This window comes from Rhodopseudomonas sp. BR0G17 (genome assembly GCF_010907025.1).
Lineage (GTDB): Bacteria > Pseudomonadota > Alphaproteobacteria > Rhizobiales > Xanthobacteraceae > Rhodopseudomonas > Rhodopseudomonas palustris_H.
The window spans coordinates 316,699-331,553 of the sequence record NZ_QUML01000001.1; the positions used below are offsets into that span (position 1 = coordinate 316,699).

Consider the following 14,855-nt stretch of genomic DNA (forward strand, 5'->3'; position numbering starts at 1 on the left):
CGCTTCTTATGGGGCGGAGCCGCCGCGGGCAACCCTTTTGACGCGATCCCAGGACGGCCCTGGCAGCGGATCGATGGTGCCATCCTGCCGGATGGTGAACGCCAGCCGCCGCGCCGCGAACCAGTAGCGCACCGCCATCGCCCCGACGAGCCCGAGCAAGGCGCCGGCGACGACGTCGCTCGGATGGTGGGCGAGCAGCACCAGCCGGCTGACCAGGATGGCGAACACGTACGTCGCCATCAATGCCGTCAGCCGCGGCCACAGCGCCGCCACCGCAAAGCCCAGCGCCGCCGCGGTGATGGAGTGGCCCGACGGGAAGCTGGCATAAGCCTCGTTCCAGGCGAACAGCGAGAAGTTGTACGGATCGGCGGCGCCGCCGACGAACGGACGGCCACGGCCGATGATCCCCTTCAGCACTTCGCCAATCGCGACCGGCACCAGCACCGCCAGAAATAGGAATTGCACGCGGGTGCCGAAACCGATCATCACCGCGCGCGGCATGCCGCGCAGCAACGGCACGATCAGCAAGATCAGCAGCAGCAAGCCTGCCAGCACCCACAGCACATAAGCGGACTTGCCGAAATCGGTGATGATCTTCACCGGCCACAGCGACGGCGTGCCCCGCGGCGGCATCAGGCCGATCTCGAACGCATCGACGCCGACCATCAGGATCACGATCGCTAGCGACAGCACGGCCGTCAGCCACAGCGCGTGCCGCGCCCAGCGCCGCGCAGCTTCGGCGCGCCGCGAATGCGACGGCGGGCGGACGAGCTGCGCCAGGGCGCGGCCGATCACCAGCAGCAGCTCAACGGGATAGATACGCTGCGGCCGGCCGGCCTTGTCGGGCACGGCCATGTTATTGCGTGCCTTCGGAGCGGAAGATCGCGATCGAGACCGGCTTGCCCTGCGAGAAGTTGTAGCCGTCGATCCGGGCCGCAACATTGTACCGCAGACCGATCGCCTCGGCCCGGCTGGCGAACGCCCGCTCGCTGCGCGACTCGACGATCGCGAACCGGCAGGAGCCGCCGAGCAGGAAGTCTGCAGCGCCGGAGCCGTCGGTGAGCAGCGTATCGGTGCCGGTCATGAACACCAGGCTCGGCTCGTGATAACCCGCCGCGGCCGCCTTCGGCCCGACGCAGACCACCTTGCGCAGCTCGCGGGCGATCTCGACGCTCGGGAACACCGGGCGCAACGTCGGGACCACAACACCAAACACCGCCACGACCAGAAACAGCGACGCCAGCGCGCCGTTGAGCAGCGAGGCTTCGGCGCGGTTGTCGTCGAACAGGCGCCAGGCGAACAGACCGAAGATCAGCGAGCCGGCCGCGAACGGCCACGCCAGGAACATCGGGTGGCGCGTCAGATACACCGAACCGATCACCACCAGCGGCAGGATGATGGCCGGAATCGCGAACCACCACGCCGAGCCGCGCGCCAGCCACGAGCGCGACAGCACCCGCCGCTCGATGGCGCCTGCGGTCATGATTGCGATCGCCGGATACAGCGGCAGCACGTAGTGCGGCAGCTTGGTGATCACCAGTTCGAACACGATCCAGGACGGGACCAGCCAGGCCAGCAGATATTGGGCGCCCGGCTCCCGCCGCGCCCGCCACACCGCCGGCGCCGCCATCGCGGCCAGCGGCGCACCGGGCCAGAACGTCGCCCAGAACAGCAGGAAATACAGACCGGGAGGCGCGCCGTGGGATTCCTGCGGGCTGGCGATCTTGCTCAGCATGTCGCCGCCGACCGAGTCCGCGAAGAAGGTGTCGCCGGCGCGCAGATAGATCGCGATGAACCACGGCAGTACCCACAGCAACATCCACGGCACACCGAGTAGCGGCCGCAGCCGCCACAGCCAGGCCGCCGAGCGGTCCAGGATCGCCAGCGGGATCACCGTCAGCGCGATGAACATCAGGATCAGCGGGCCCTTGAGCAGAATCCCAGCCGCCAGCGCGGTCCAGAATACCGCCGGCACGATCCACGACCGCTCCGGACCGATGTCGCCGCGCTGCCAGCCGAGATAGGCCCGTGCCATCGCGCCGAGCGCGGCGGTGACGGTGAACAGCAGAAACGCGTCGGTCTTGGCGAGCCGCGCCTCGACCCCGAGCAGGATACAACTACACAGCATCAGGGCGGCGATCACCGCTCCGCGTCGTCCGACGAAGGCCAGCGCCGCCCAATAGGTCATCAGCACCGCGCCGATCGCACCGGCCAGCGACGGCACCCGGTACAGCCAGATACGGACCTGCGCGCGGGGCAAGCCGAGCTTGCCGGCGGTCTCGACCACGGTGGCCTGCAGCCAATAGATGCCGACCGGCTTCTTGTAGCGAACCTCGTCCTGATAGCGGATATCGATGAAGTCGCCGGTCTCGACCATCTGCTTGGTCGCCTGCGCGAACCGCGCTTCGTCGCGGTCGATCGGCGGGATGTTGAAGAATCCCGGCAGGAAGAACAGCAGCCCGACCAGCACCAGGAAGGCCGACGCGCGCAGGTGACTGACCGTCACGAAGTCCAACACCGCGACCAGCCCACGGCCGGGATCGACGGTGGTTTTAGGTTCGCGCGGCGCGCCGAAACGGGGTCTGGCAGAGGTCTCGATCATCGGCCTCGCATACGCTGAAACCGATACAGCGACAACTGCTTAGCCCGGCTCTATTGAATTCTGACAACAACTGTGTCCGCGGCGCCAGAGGCGTCCATCACGGTGAGCCGGACGAAGCCCGGACCGGGCGGCGCGATCAGCCGCTGCCGCCGTCCGTCGATCTCGCCGACCGATAATCCGTTGACCATCACGGTCATCGGCAGCACCCCGCCGGCTACCTTGACCGGCAGCGCGCCGGCCGAGGCTTCGCTGATCGCATCGATCCGCGATCCGTTCAGGGGAAACTGGATCCGCAGCGCCTTGTCGTCGCCGGGCTGCACCAGATCGCCCGAGGACCGGAACCGCCGCAGCGGCAGCGGCAGCTTGGCGTTGCTGGCGACCAGCGTACCTTTCGGCGCCTTGGGCAGCGGCGCCCGCATCTGGCCGCTGCGGGCGAAGGCGTCGAACAGCACCGGGGCGGCGGCGACGCGGCCGATCATCCCGGGCACCGGCGCGCCATCGGGCCGGCCGACCCAGACCCCGATCGTCATTCGGCCATCGAACCCGACCGACCAGGCGTCGCGGTAGCCGTAGGAGGTGCCGGTCTTGAACGCGATCTGGTTGCGCACCGCATTCTCAGGCGGCGGCGTGCCGAGCAGAACGCTGCCGACCTGCCACGCCGCGACTTGATCCATCAGGCGCAGAGTCTCGCGCTTGTCGTTGCCGGAACTGGTGATTTCGCGCAGCGGTAGCACGCTGCCGAGGCGCGGCAACCCGCTGTAGAGCTGCACCAGATCGATCAGCTTGATCCCGACGCCGCCCAGCCCCATCGCCAGACCCGGCGCTTCATCCTTGGGCAGCACCAGCTCGGTGCCGGACTGTTTCAGCCGCGAGGCCAGCCGCGCGGCGCCGACGCGGTCGAGCAGTTCGATCGCCGGAACGTTGAGCGAGAGCTGCAGCGCTTTCCGCACCGGCACGGTGCCCTGGAACGTCATGTCGAAGTTTTCGGGCGCATAGGCGCCGTACCGCACCGGGCGGTCGTCGATCAGGCTCTCCGGGTGAACGAAGCCGTCCTCGAAGGCGAGCCCGTAGATGAACGGCTTCAAGGTCGAGCCCGGCGAGCGCACCGCGCGGGCCATGTCGACCTGCCCGGCGCGGCGGTCGTCGAAATAGTCGGCCGAGCCGACATGGGCGAGCACGTCGCCATTGGCATTGTCGACCGCGACGATGCCGATCGAGATGTCGGGGCCGAGCGCGGCGGCGCGGTCGCGCGCCAGCGTCTCGAGCGCGCGCTGCAGACCGGCATCGAGTGTCAGGCGGATCAGCTTGGCGTTCTTGTCGGCGATCACCGCCTGATCGGCCGAATGCGGCGCCAGCACCGGCATCGGCTTGCGCTGGCGCGCGACCGGCACCGCCCTCGCCTGCGCCGCGTCGTCGTCGTTGACGACGCCGTCTTCGACCATCCGCGCCAGCACCCGGTCGCGCGCGGCCTGGGCGGCATCCGGGAAACGATCGAGCCGGCGCGTTTCCGGCGACTGCGGCAACGCGACCAGCAGCGCCGACTCCGCCAGCGTCAGCCGCTTCGGCTCCTTGCCGAAATACGCGATCGAGGCGGCGCGAATGCCTTCGAGATTGCCGCCATACGGCGCCAGCGCCAGATAAAGGTCGAGGATCTGCTGCTTCGACAGCGTCTGTTCGAGTTCGACCGCGCGCACCATCTGCCGCAGCTTGGCGCCGACCGAGCGCTGGCGCCGCGGCTCCATCAGCCGCGCGAGCTGCATGGTGATGGTCGAACCGCCGGAGACGATCCGGCCGTGGCTGACGAGCTGCAACGCGGCGCGTCCGACTGCCAGCGGATCGACGCCATGATGCTGATAGAAGCGCTTGTCCTCATAAGCGAGCAGCAGCTTGAGGTAGCGCGGATCGACTTCGGTCGCGGCATCGACAGGCAGCCGCCAGCGCCCGTCGGCCATCGCGAACGCCCGCAGCAATTTGCCGTGGCGGTCGACCACCGTCACCGAGGTCTGCCGCGCCTCGTCGAGCGGCAACGGGCCGAGCGAGACGGCGTAAGCGAAAAGGCCGCCGCTTGCGATGGCGATCAGGAGCGCCGACACGAGGGCGGTCGTCTTGATCCTCCCCCAACCTCTCCGCCCGTCATTGCGAGGAGCGAAGCGACGAAGCAATCCACGCCGCGCGCGTGGCGCTGGATTGCTTCGCTCCGCTCGCAATGACGCCTTGGCAGGCGTCAGCACCTCTCGCGACGCTGCGGGCGTGTTGGTCGGCCGCTCGCTCATTTCGCCGCCCGCACCTCGATCGTGCCGGTGCCGGTGCGGCCGTAGCGCGAGGGATTGTACATGTCCTCGACCACGGCCTGCGGCAGCACGTATTTGCCGGGCGACACCGCGCGCACCACGTAGGCGACCGTGAACACCGACTTGTCGTCGGCCTTGCGGTCGATCGCGGCGGTGAAGCGGTCATCGCGGAACTCGGTGTTCACCGGCTCGGCGCCATCGGCGATCCAGCTCAGCGTGCCGGAATCGCCCGACGACACCAGATGCGGATTGTCGATCTCCAGGCCCGCCGGCAGGTAGTCGGCGATCATGACATGGCCGTATTCAGGCTTCGGCTCGGTGATCGTCAGCACCACCGCGAAGCGGTCGTTCTGCTTCGCCTTGGTGATGTCGGCCGGCTCGCCGCCAAGCGTGAAGTAATTGCGCTCGATCTTGAAGCCGTTGCTGGCGGCCGGCTCCGGCGTGATCGGCGAACCGCTCACCGTCACCACCGCCTGCACCGGGGAGTCGCCGGTGTTGGCGATCTTGAGCGGCTGAGCCTTCACCTCGTCCGCCTTGTAGCTGCGATATAGCGCCGTCTTCACCGCATCGCCGTTGAGGTCGAGCGCCATCGTCTCCTTGGCGAGCGCGCGCGCCGCCAGCACCAGCCAGGCGTTCTCCTGGGTCGAGGTGTAGGGCGACAGCCCGCGCGCGGCTTCGACCCGCTGCACCGCCGTCGTCAGCGTCGGCCGAGGCGCGTTGCCTTCGCTGGCGAGCGACACCAGGGCCGCGGCATCGCGCAGCTCCGAGCCGTAGTCGACCCGGCCGAACACGATCGACGGCTTGGGATTGAGGCTGTCGGCCGCCGCCGCATAGACCCGCTCGGCGCGGGCGCGGTCACCGACCAGCGCCAGCGCCGCGGCGAGCTGCGCCTTGGCGATCGGCGTGGCCAGCTTGTCGAGCTTGGTGTCGGCGAGATAGCGCAGGTCGCCGATCGGTGCGGCGCCATTGCGGGCGAGCACATATAGGCCATAGGCGAGATCGCGGCCGCCGTCCTTCTCCGGCTCGTCGGCATTGACCACCGAGTTGCGGATGCGGTCGAGCGCGGCGCGGAACGCGACGTCCGGCACCACGAAGCGCTTCTCGCGCGCCCGGGTCAGGAAGTCGGTGACGTAGGCATCGAGCCAGGCATCGTCGCCGCCGGTCGACCACAGCCCGAACGATCCGTTCGAGCCCTGCCGCGACAGCAGCCGGTCGATCGCGCCCTTGATCCGCTCGTCGGCGCTGCCGTCCATCGCCAGATGCGCGCCGGCGGCGAGATCGTTGACGTAGAGCAGCGGCATCGCCCGGCTGGTGATCTGTTCGGAGCAGCCGAACGGATAGCGGTCGAGCGCCTTGAGGATGGTGGCGGCGTCGAGCGCGGTCGACATGCTGACCGACAGCGACAGCCCGCCGGTGCCCGGCACCAGGTCGGAGAACATGTCGGAGGTCAGCGTCAGGCTGTCGCCCTTGGCGAGCGTCCGGATCGAGCGCCGCGCCAGGGTCTGGTTGGCGGGACGGACGTCGAGCGCATAGTGCCGCGCCAGCGACAGGCCGTTCGGCCCCAGGATCGCGACGTCGAGCGCAGCGGTGCCGGCGCCACCGGCGTCCAGCATCAGCTTGGCCGAGCCGCGCTGCTTGGCGGCGAGCTTCATCGTCGTGGCCGCCTCGCCGCTCAGCTTCACCGGACCGCTGGCGCTGACCTTGATGGTGTAGTCGCCCGCGGCGCCTTCGACGTTGTCGAGATCGAACGCCATGGTGCCGCGGTCGCCGTTGCGCAGGAAGCGCGGCAGCGTGGTGGTCAGCACCACCGGATCGCGCACCGTGACGTCGGTGTTGGCGCGGCCGACCTTGGTGGCGGTCCACGCCACCGCCATCACCCGCGCGGTGCCGGCGAATTCGGGAATGTCGAAGTCGATCGTCGCGGTGCCGTCGGCCGCCACGGTGACGATACCGGAATACAGCGCCAGCGGCTTTTGCGTCGGCGGGCTGCCCTGCAGCTCGGCCGCCGAGGAGTCACCGCCGGAACGGATCTGGCCGCGCGCGCCCTGCATGCCGTCGATCAGCTGGCCATAGAGGTCCCGGATCTCCGCGCTAAGCCGGCGCTGGCCGAGATAGTACACGTCCGGTGCCGGCGGCTTGTAGCCGGTGAGATTGAGGATGCCGACGTCGACCGCGGCGACCACGATCTTGGCGTCTTCGCCGGGCGACAGCCCGCCGAGCCGGACCGGCAGTTTCAGCGACGTCGACGGCCGCACCAAGGCCGGCGGCGACAGTTCGACCGACAGCGTGCGCGCCGCCTTGTCGATGCCGAACCATTTCAGGCCGATCGCACGCCCCGGCATCCGCTGCGCGGCGGTGTCGAGCGGCCGGCGCAGCGTGGTGACCACATAGGCGCCCGAGCCCCAATCCTTGCCGACCGTGAGCTTGACCTGCGAACTGCCCGGCTTGACCTGCAGCGACTGCGTGGTCAGCAGCCGGTCGCCCAGCACGTTGACGGTCAGAAGACCCGCGGTGCGCGCGTTGACCGTCACCGTCATGGTGTCGCCGGAGGCGTATTCCGGCTTGTCGATCGAGGTCTCCAGCAGATCCGGCGTATCGGCCGAACCATCCGAATACCAGCCGACGTCGAACTGCACCGAAGTCAGCGGACCGGCGACATCGGCGGTCTTGACGTCGAGCCGGTAGCGGCCGGGCTCCGGGTTGAACTGCAGCCGCGCCGGCTCGCCGGCCTTGATCGACAGATCGCCGTCGGCGACCCGCTTGGTCGACTTCACCGGCTCGTAATCCCAAGATGAGTTCTGCCGGTACCACTGATAATGCGACTCGATCTTGAGCAGCTCGTAGCGCAGGCCATTGCGCGGCAGCGAGCTGCCGTCCGGCGCCACGAAGGCCACGTCGAATTTGGCGACGTCCCCCTCGGCGACGTTGCGGTCGGCGAACAGCGGCTTGACGCCGATCATCGCCGCCGCCGGCGCGACCGGCAGCACCAGCTTGCGCTCGACCGCGCGGCCGCCGGCTTCCGCCATCCGGACGAAGATCTGCGCCTCCTGCGGCCGAGTCGAAGACGGCGGCTTCGGCAGGCTCACCTCGAAGGTGGCGGCGCCATTGGCGTCGGTCTCGGGGAGGTTTTCCAGCGGGGTGCGCTCGTTGCTGGTGGTCTCTTCGTCGGCGACGCCGAACTGATAGCCGGCATAGCCCGGACGCCCTTCGGCCGGCGCCACCAGCAGCTCGCCTTCGATCTGCAGCGCCGAGGCCGGCGCGCCATACAGGAAATGGCCGTCGACCTTAAGTTCCACAGGAGCATCAGCTTTGATCGCCTTGTCCTTGGTGGAAATGTCGAATTCGATCCGATCGGGAACATAGTCTTCGACCATGAAGGTGGTTTCGCCGACGCTGGCGCCCTTCGGATCGGTGAACGCACGCACCCGCCAGGTGCCGGTCGGCACCGCCGAATTGAGCGCGACGTCGAGGCTGCGGCCGCCGGCGCCCTGATCGGACAGCACGGCCCGGCGGTATTCGACGCCATCCGGGCGTTCCACCACCAGCGTCATCGGGCTGGCGGTCATCGCCACGCCCTGCCCGTCGCGCAGCAGCGCCGTGAGGTGCACGGTCTCGCCGGAGCGGTACACGCCGCGCTCGGCATAGACGAAGGCGTCGGCGCCGGCCGGCACCGCACGCCCGGCGACACCGCGGTCAGACAGGTCGAAGGCGCTGGTCTTCAGGCTGAGGAACGCATAGTCGGCCTTGTCGCTGGACGCGGTCAGCAGCGCCGGCGACAGCCCGCCCTCGCCGCGCGCCAGCCCGGCTTCGAACAGCACGTGGCCGGAGGCGTCGGTCTTGCGGGTGGCCAGCACCTCGTTGTTGCGCGCGATCAGCCGCACCTCGGTATTGGCCAGCGGATCGGTCGAGGCCAGCGAATTGACGAAGACGTGGACGCCGTCGTTGCCGGAGAACGCGGTCAGGCCGAGATCGGAAACAATGAACCACTGGGTCGCGAGCTGGCCGTCATCGTCGGAATTGGCGGTCGGCCCCTTCGGCGCCGCGGTCATCACATAGACGCCCGGCTGCAGGTCGCCGAGCACCTGATCGACCGGGAACGCAGTGGTGACGTCGGCATTCAGCGCCGCGGTCGCGGTGTCGAGCTCGCCCGACCACACCTTGGCGCCGCGCTCGTTGCCGAGGTCGCTGAGCTGGTAGCGGCTCAGCGTCCGCTGGAAGTCGCTGTCGACCACGGTGTTGATCAGGTTGCGGTCGCCGATCCGGAACACCTGCACCGCCACGGTCGGGGTGTTGACGCTGACCAGCGGAATGCCGCGCTGGCCGGTGCGCGGCAGCACGTAGGCGCGGCCGGTGAAGCGCACCAGCGGCTTGCGGTCGCGGACATAGACGTTGAACTCGGCGGACTTCGCCAGCGCCTCCTTCACGGTTGACGGCAAGCCGGCGCGCAGATTGATGTTGTAGCGCTCGCCATGCTTCAGCCCCTCGACGCAGAGCTGGCGCTCCTCGGCGCTGATCGCCGGCTTGTCGGTGCCGGCCAGCGTCACATAGGGCGCGAAGTCGGTGCGCTTGGCGAGCTCCTCAGAGAACTGGAAGCACACCCGCGGCGAGGCCGAATCCGAATCGACGGTGTAATCGAGCAGCCGGAAGCCATGCTCGGCGCGCAGCTTCTCATATTGGCCGCGGATGTCGGCGACCTCGCGCAGCTCCAGCGAAATCCGCAAGGCATCCAGCGCCGGCCGCCACAGGCTGCGGTCGGCCATCGCACGGCCGAGCAACGCCAGCGCGTCGGCCTCCTCGCCCGGGCTCTTGGCGCGCTGGTAGGCGATATAGGCCGCGGTGGTGGCGCGCTCGCGCAGGAAGGTCTGTTCGGAACTGGTGGCGGCCTTGATCTGCAGCACGGTGCGGGCCAGCCGCAGCCAGTTGTCGCCGTCGGCCGGATCGAGCGCCGCGATCTGCCCCAGCGTCTGCAGCCCGCCGCGGTAGTCGCCGCGCTTGAATGCGGCGTCGGCGTCGCTGCGCAGCACCGCGGTCGGCTTGTTGGTGGCCGCCGCTTCGTTCTTGATCTGGGCTTCGAGCTTGATCGCGGCGTCCGCCAGCTCGTCGCGCTGGAACGCCTTGTCGGCCGCCTGTGCCGATGCGAGCCCGAGCGCCAATCCGGCGCAAAGCGTGAGGGCGCGAACCAGACCGATCATGCTTGAACTCCCTTGCCGCGAACGAACGTCGCGTTAGATCTTGTCATGCCGTGACGAAGATGACGCCGTGATGGCTGCGGGCGGACGCAGGGGCCCCCGGTTTCGCCATCCCTCTTCCGCCCTCGCCGGCCAGCCCGGCTCGAGACTCACATCCTCGCCCGCGCGCGCGCCGAAAACAACGCGCCGCATGCGTTGGACGCAGGATGGTGGCAAATGGTTCGGGGCGGTTGTGGCGGAAGCGGATTTTTTGTATCCGGTGGTGCTATAAAGCCCCCAACGGTCCCATAGCTCAACTGGATAGAGTAGCGGATTTCTACTCCGCGGGTTGCAGGTTCGAATCCTGCTGGGATCGCCAACCTAGAAAATCTGGCCACCCATTCAAACCTCTATAAGCGGCCGAATCTTTGGTAGACTTGGACAAAATAGCCTCATCGGCTATGAAAATGGCAACCTGATCACTTCTCCGCAGGGCAAATGCTTCAACACGACATCACTCGGCCCTTGCTGGTCATAACGGGCGTATGGAATCCAGCCATTCTCCAGCCGCCGTGGATTGCTCGCTATCTTCTGGATAAGAAAGAAGGTGAGGAGTTCGCTTTCATGGAGGTCGGAGTACCTGACCGACCAACACCGATAATATATATTAACGATTTAGGAATTGCCGCATCTCGGTCGCGCATCGATCTTTTCGTGAACACCTTTGATCCAAAGCGTTGCAACGAATTGGAAGCAATGTGCGCCAAAATTCTAGAACTACTACCACACACACCGGTCACGGGCCTTGGCGTGAACCACATCTTTTCTGTCTCTAATCCTCAGCCGCAACTACTCGATAAATTCAAGACAAGAGAGAACATTGAAACGGCATACCGAGTTATCGAACAAGTACTCATTAGCCGCATCGAATTAGGTGAGAATGTGAAGCTAAATCTGCGACGGCAGATAAGCAGTGAGAAAATCCTGTTCGACCTAAATTTTCACCACGAAGCGAACAAAGCAGACACCATCAGGGCACTTTTGCCAAACGTCATTGAACGCACATACCAACAAGCAATCGAAACAATCGGATCCCTATACGGCGAACACGACATTGAAGATCGTGGCCACGATTTTCCAAAACAGGAAACGGGAGGAGAAAACTAGCAATGTCATTTCGGCGCATAACTATCCGAATTACATCTACCCCCTCTATGGAGACGGTGAAATACAAGCCGCACAACACAATCTTGGAAAGCAGTGCAACAAAGGGCGCCGATTACGAGACCGATGAAGAACATCCTGCAGATTCCGCTCGATCGTTACCCACCAAGAAGCGGCGCATCCCGAGCGGGTACAATCTTATCGAACTCAATAAGCGGTTAAGAGGCGAAACAAAGAGAGAGAGCACCACTTCGAGCGCAATGATCGGACGCCGCTCTCCATCATCCTGACCCTATCATGGACTTTATTTTTTGCGACAGCGCCTCCATGGATCGGCAGAGCCTCCTGCAAGGAGACCTCCTAGTACGGAACGAGCGATTGCGCGCCGCATTGGGGGATGCACACCAGTACTATGCAGACTCCAGCGATTATTCGCATTTTTTAGTACTAACTCAGTCTTGCGATCTTGTTCGCCGGTCTGGGCGCCAGCCGAAGAGCCGATACATTACTCTAGCTGCAGTTAGGCCCGTATCGATTGTGGTGGATCGATTTCTGGAGCGACACAAATTCACGTACTCTTTTCCAATTATGCTCTGCAAAAAGGAGAGGGAGACCGTCGCCAGAGAATTTCTTGAGCGCTTGCTGCACAATACGGTAGACGGCTTCTTTCTGCTCAAGAAGGACTGCCATCCGCTCCTAGACGAGGATATTTGCGCCTTCCTACCCCTCTCCGTCGCACTTCGAAGCGCAGAACACTACGAGGCGTGCCTTTCGGCAAAGATCGGCCAGATGGATCATATCTTCGCAGCGAAGATCGGCTGGCTAGTTGGAAACCTCTACTCTCGAGTTGGCACTCCGGACATCGAAGAACACGTCGCAAATCCTCAAGCTTATAAAGAGAAATTCTATGATGAGACTCTTTTCCAGCGCACCGCATGGCTAAGCACCGGACAATTTGAGCAGCTTCGAGAAATAGTTCGCTATTGGTCGAAACTGAACCCAGCGATTAGAATTAATGAAGAAATTGCGCAGGAAATCCTAACTCAATTACCCTCAGATCAACAACTAATCATTGAACGAGTAATCGCGCTCTTACACGACGCGAATCTTTTAGGCTCAGAAGCGGAAGCGAGAAATGTTCTCCTAAATGACGTTTACCTGCAAAACGCACTGAAGAACGCATCAGCCTAGACGTGCATCAGTTACCTAAAAGACCTGCAATGATCTTTCTTTGCTAGGCTCGACCTGTCAATGTAGGCCTGATCAGAGGGGCACTTCGATGCCCAAACAACTCAGCGTCTATCAGCTCACCGGCACCCGCGGCTTGCGATGATGCCGGACGACCGGTGCCCGCGGCGGTGGCGCAACCGGCTGCAGCGTCACCACGACCGGGTTGGGCTTGTGGTCCATCGCGGCGCCGGTGGCGGCGTCGACGCCCATGCCGACGACGCCGCCGAGCAGCAGGTTGCCGGCAAAGCCGGCGCCGCCGCTGCCGGAGACTTCGCGGGTCAGCGGGATGATCTGCGGTTCAAAGCCTTCCTTGCTCAGGCTGACGGTGATGTCGGCGTTGCGGTTGACCTCGACCACGCACGGCGTGACGCAGGAAAACGGCGCCTCGGTGCCGGACACATCGGCCTTGGCGCCCGACGGCGTGGTCGCGATCGAAATGTTCTCCGTGGTGCCGCGCGTCACCGACGCACATCCCGACAGCAACAACGCGGCCAGCACCGCGCCTCCCAATGACCGCATCGCAATCCCTCTGATACCGACGCTTCCAGAGCACCGTGTTCGAGGGGGATTTCAAGCCGCGGCGGGCCGCCAAAGCCGCAACTGAGACGCAGGGACAAACCTATCTGCAGAATGTCCCCATGCCGCGCGGTCGGCGCCCGGCGGCGGTCCGGTTCGCCGATGATCCTGCGCCCACGACGCGGCAGCGGCGCGGCGGCCGAATCGGGTACCGATCTGGCGACCGCCAAGCATTCGAGATCGCGTGGACCAGTCCCAAGCCCGAGCCATTCTGCATCTGAAAGCGGAGATCGTCCGGGTCCGCTCGTTCGGCCAGTCGCACCTCTACAAGTTCTGGGCCTTCAAGGTCGACGAGATCAGCGATCCGGTATGGACCGATGGCGCGGCGACCACCTCCACGGTGTGGCTGACGACCGATTACGGGCTGCTCGACGGGACCGGCTACCGGGACCGCCGCAAATTCCGCATCGATCCCGGCGGCCGGGTGTCGCTGATCCAGGCCAGCAGCCACGACGGCAGCATCATCGAGGGCCGTAACGCCGGGCGACTGGCGAGCGGCGTGGCGCGCTCGGTGGCCTGGCCCGGCACCGGGCGCTGATCAGAACTGCCGGCTCTTCAACAGATACGCCGGGATCGCCAGCCCCGCCCCGATCGCGCCGACGATCGACAGCACCCGCACGAACGCCTGCGAGGCCGCGACGATCTGCGCGGTCGAGGAGCCGGTGGTATCGGCGGCAACCGCCATATAGCCGAGCATCGCCTGGCCGAAGAACGCGCCCGGCACCATCGGAATGCAGCCGGCCAGCGCCACCGCGTTGCAGGCCGGGCCGAGCCAGCGCAGCGCCAGGATCGCGGTGAACGAGGTGACGAACGCCGCCGCGAAGGTGGCGGCCTCCAGGCTGCCGCCGGTCTGCTGCACCACGGTGCGGACCGCCAGCGCCAGCGCCCCGGCGACCGCACACCAGGCCAGCGTGCGCCAGCCGAAATTGAACAGCACGCCGAAGCCGGCCGCGGCCAGCGCGCCGAACGCCGCCTGATGCGCCAGATACGGCAGCATCGCGATCCAGGTCGCGCTCATGTGTGAATCCTCAGCACGAATTCGGCGAGCCACAGCCCGGTGACGGCGAACACCATGATCATGATCACGGTGACGGCGCGGGCGCTGCCCATGGTCGGATAGCCGTCCATCACGTCGGTCTGCGCGTTGGTGGACGGCACGCCCGGCACCAGCAGCAGGATCGACGCCATCATCGCCAGCTCGGTGGTCGAGCTGCCGATCAGCCGCGCGCCGAGACCGCCGAGCGCCGCCGAGATGCAGCCGACGATCGCCGCGACCACGAACACGTTGAAGCGGCGGCCGAGCAGCAAATGACGAACGCCCTGCCCGATGCTGGCTGCCGCCAGCACCGGCCCGAACGACAGCCAGTCCGAGCCGAGCAGCCGGCCGAACGCCGCGCAGGCGGCGCCGGTGGCGATCGCCACCAGCCACGGCGGATGCCGCGGCGTCTCGCTCTGCAGCCGCTTCAGCTCGGCCTCGATCGCGTCCGGCGTCATGTCGCCGCGCGAGGCGCGCTTGAGCAGCTCGCGCACCGCAAAGTCGAGCCGATGGTTCACGCCGTGCGGACCGATCTGGATCATGCGCGTGAAGCTGTGATGGCCGCGCGCCAGCGTGATCTCGAACGAGGCGTAGCCGGAGCGCATCCCCAGCACCTCGACGCCGAGCGCCTCCGCGACCATCCGCGCGCCCTCGTGCACCACGCGCACCGACGCCCCGCTCTGCGCCAGCACCGCGCCGGCCTGCAGCGCGACGTGTGAGATCCGCGCCAGCGAATACGGATGGATCGGTTCGAGGTCTGCTGGATCTGGCTGAATCATCGTCATGGT

The 14,855-nt window shown here is 66.1% G+C and carries 10 protein-coding genes and 1 tRNA gene; 4 read left to right on the forward strand and 7 right to left on the reverse strand.

Translation table 11 applies throughout. The features are described from left to right. Window positions 1–6 precede the first annotated feature (6 nt). The 4 genes from DY467_RS01535 to DY467_RS01550 are packed head-to-tail and all read right to left on the reverse strand — an operon-like array spanning window position 7 to window position 10,085. Window positions 7–855: a phosphatase PAP2 family protein gene (locus DY467_RS01535; RefSeq protein WP_164633757.1), complete on the reverse strand. Its 849-nt coding sequence runs from the start codon at window positions 853–855 to the stop codon at window positions 7–9. Between the two features lies 1 nt (window position 856). Continuing rightward, window positions 857–2,602, reverse strand: a complete 1,746-nt coding sequence (locus DY467_RS01540; protein ID WP_107355646.1) for an ArnT family glycosyltransferase — start codon at window positions 2,600–2,602, stop codon at window positions 857–859. Window positions 2,603–2,652: 50 nt separating this feature from the next. Then, window positions 2,653–4,875 carry a penicillin-binding protein 1C gene (pbpC, locus tag DY467_RS01545; protein ID WP_164633758.1) on the reverse strand — a complete coding sequence of 741 codons (2,223 nt, stop codon included), beginning with the start codon at window positions 4,873–4,875 and terminating at the stop codon, window positions 2,653–2,655. Beyond that, window positions 4,872–10,085 (reverse strand): alpha-2-macroglobulin family protein, encoded by a 5,214-nt coding sequence (locus DY467_RS01550; RefSeq protein WP_164633759.1) that lies wholly within the window; start codon window positions 10,083–10,085, stop codon window positions 4,872–4,874. The genes pbpC and DY467_RS01550 overlap by 4 nt, the downstream gene beginning before the upstream one ends. Window positions 10,086–10,363: 278 nt before the next feature. On the opposite strand from DY467_RS01550, the gene DY467_RS01555 reads away from it, so the two are divergent. From DY467_RS01555 to DY467_RS01565, 3 genes are all read left to right on the forward strand, one after another. Continuing rightward, a tRNA-Arg gene (locus DY467_RS01555) sits at window positions 10,364–10,440 on the forward strand. A gap of 119 nt (window positions 10,441–10,559) precedes the next feature. Then, entirely contained in the window at window positions 10,560–11,228 is a 669-nt protein-coding gene (locus tag DY467_RS01560; protein WP_164633760.1) for a hypothetical protein, read from the forward strand. 294 nt (window positions 11,229–11,522) lie between these two features. Beyond that, complete coding sequence (locus DY467_RS01565; protein ID WP_164633761.1) at window positions 11,523–12,416, forward strand: hypothetical protein; 894 nt, start codon at window positions 11,523–11,525, stop codon at window positions 12,414–12,416. A gap of 111 nt (window positions 12,417–12,527) precedes the next feature. Here the strand turns inward: DY467_RS01565 and DY467_RS01570 are convergent, their stop codons facing one another. Next, a complete protein-coding gene (locus DY467_RS01570; protein ID WP_164633762.1) occupies window positions 12,528–12,974 on the reverse strand; it encodes a translation initiation factor 2 in 447 nt (148 codons plus the stop codon). Between the two features lie 241 nt (window positions 12,975–13,215). On the opposite strand from DY467_RS01570, the gene DY467_RS01575 reads away from it, so the two are divergent. Continuing rightward, window positions 13,216–13,569, forward strand: coding sequence for a hypothetical protein (locus DY467_RS01575; protein ID WP_164633763.1), 354 nt, complete (start codon window positions 13,216–13,218; stop codon window positions 13,567–13,569). On the opposite strand, the gene DY467_RS01580 is transcribed toward DY467_RS01575, so the two are convergent. Continuing rightward, entirely contained in the window at window positions 13,570–14,049 is a 480-nt protein-coding gene (locus DY467_RS01580) for a threonine/serine exporter family protein (protein WP_012496005.1), read from the reverse strand. Further along, window positions 14,046–14,852 carry a threonine/serine exporter family protein gene (locus tag DY467_RS01585; protein WP_107344533.1) on the reverse strand — a complete coding sequence of 269 codons (807 nt, stop codon included), beginning with the start codon at window positions 14,850–14,852 and terminating at the stop codon, window positions 14,046–14,048. The genes DY467_RS01580 and DY467_RS01585 overlap by 4 nt, the downstream gene beginning before the upstream one ends. Window positions 14,853–14,855 lie beyond the last annotated feature (3 nt).

What these genes read in the sequence shown, in the direction of transcription:
- DY467_RS01535 (WP_164633757.1), bottom strand. Translation starts at nt 855, where the DNA reads ATGGCCGTGCCCGACAAGGCCGGCCGGCCGCAGCGTATCTATCCCGTT.
- DY467_RS01540 (WP_107355646.1), bottom strand. Translation starts at nt 2,602, where the DNA reads ATGATCGAGACCTCTGCCAGACCCCGTTTCGGCGCGCCGCGCGAACCT.
- pbpC (WP_164633758.1), bottom strand. Translation starts at nt 4,875, where the DNA reads ATGAGCGAGCGGCCGACCAACACGCCCGCAGCGTCGCGAGAGGTGCTG.
- DY467_RS01550 (WP_164633759.1), bottom strand. Translation starts at nt 10,085, where the DNA reads ATGATCGGTCTGGTTCGCGCCCTCACGCTTTGCGCCGGATTGGCGCTC.
- DY467_RS01560 (WP_164633760.1), top strand. Translation starts at nt 10,560, where the DNA reads ATGCTTCAACACGACATCACTCGGCCCTTGCTGGTCATAACGGGCGTA.
- DY467_RS01565 (WP_164633761.1), top strand. Translation starts at nt 11,523, where the DNA reads ATGGACTTTATTTTTTGCGACAGCGCCTCCATGGATCGGCAGAGCCTC.
- DY467_RS01570 (WP_164633762.1), bottom strand. Translation starts at nt 12,974, where the DNA reads ATGCGGTCATTGGGAGGCGCGGTGCTGGCCGCGTTGTTGCTGTCGGGA.
- DY467_RS01580 (WP_012496005.1), bottom strand. Translation starts at nt 14,049, where the DNA reads ATGAGCGCGACCTGGATCGCGATGCTGCCGTATCTGGCGCATCAGGCG.
- DY467_RS01585 (WP_107344533.1), bottom strand. Translation starts at nt 14,852, where the DNA reads ATGACGATGATTCAGCCAGATCCAGCAGACCTCGAACCGATCCATCCG.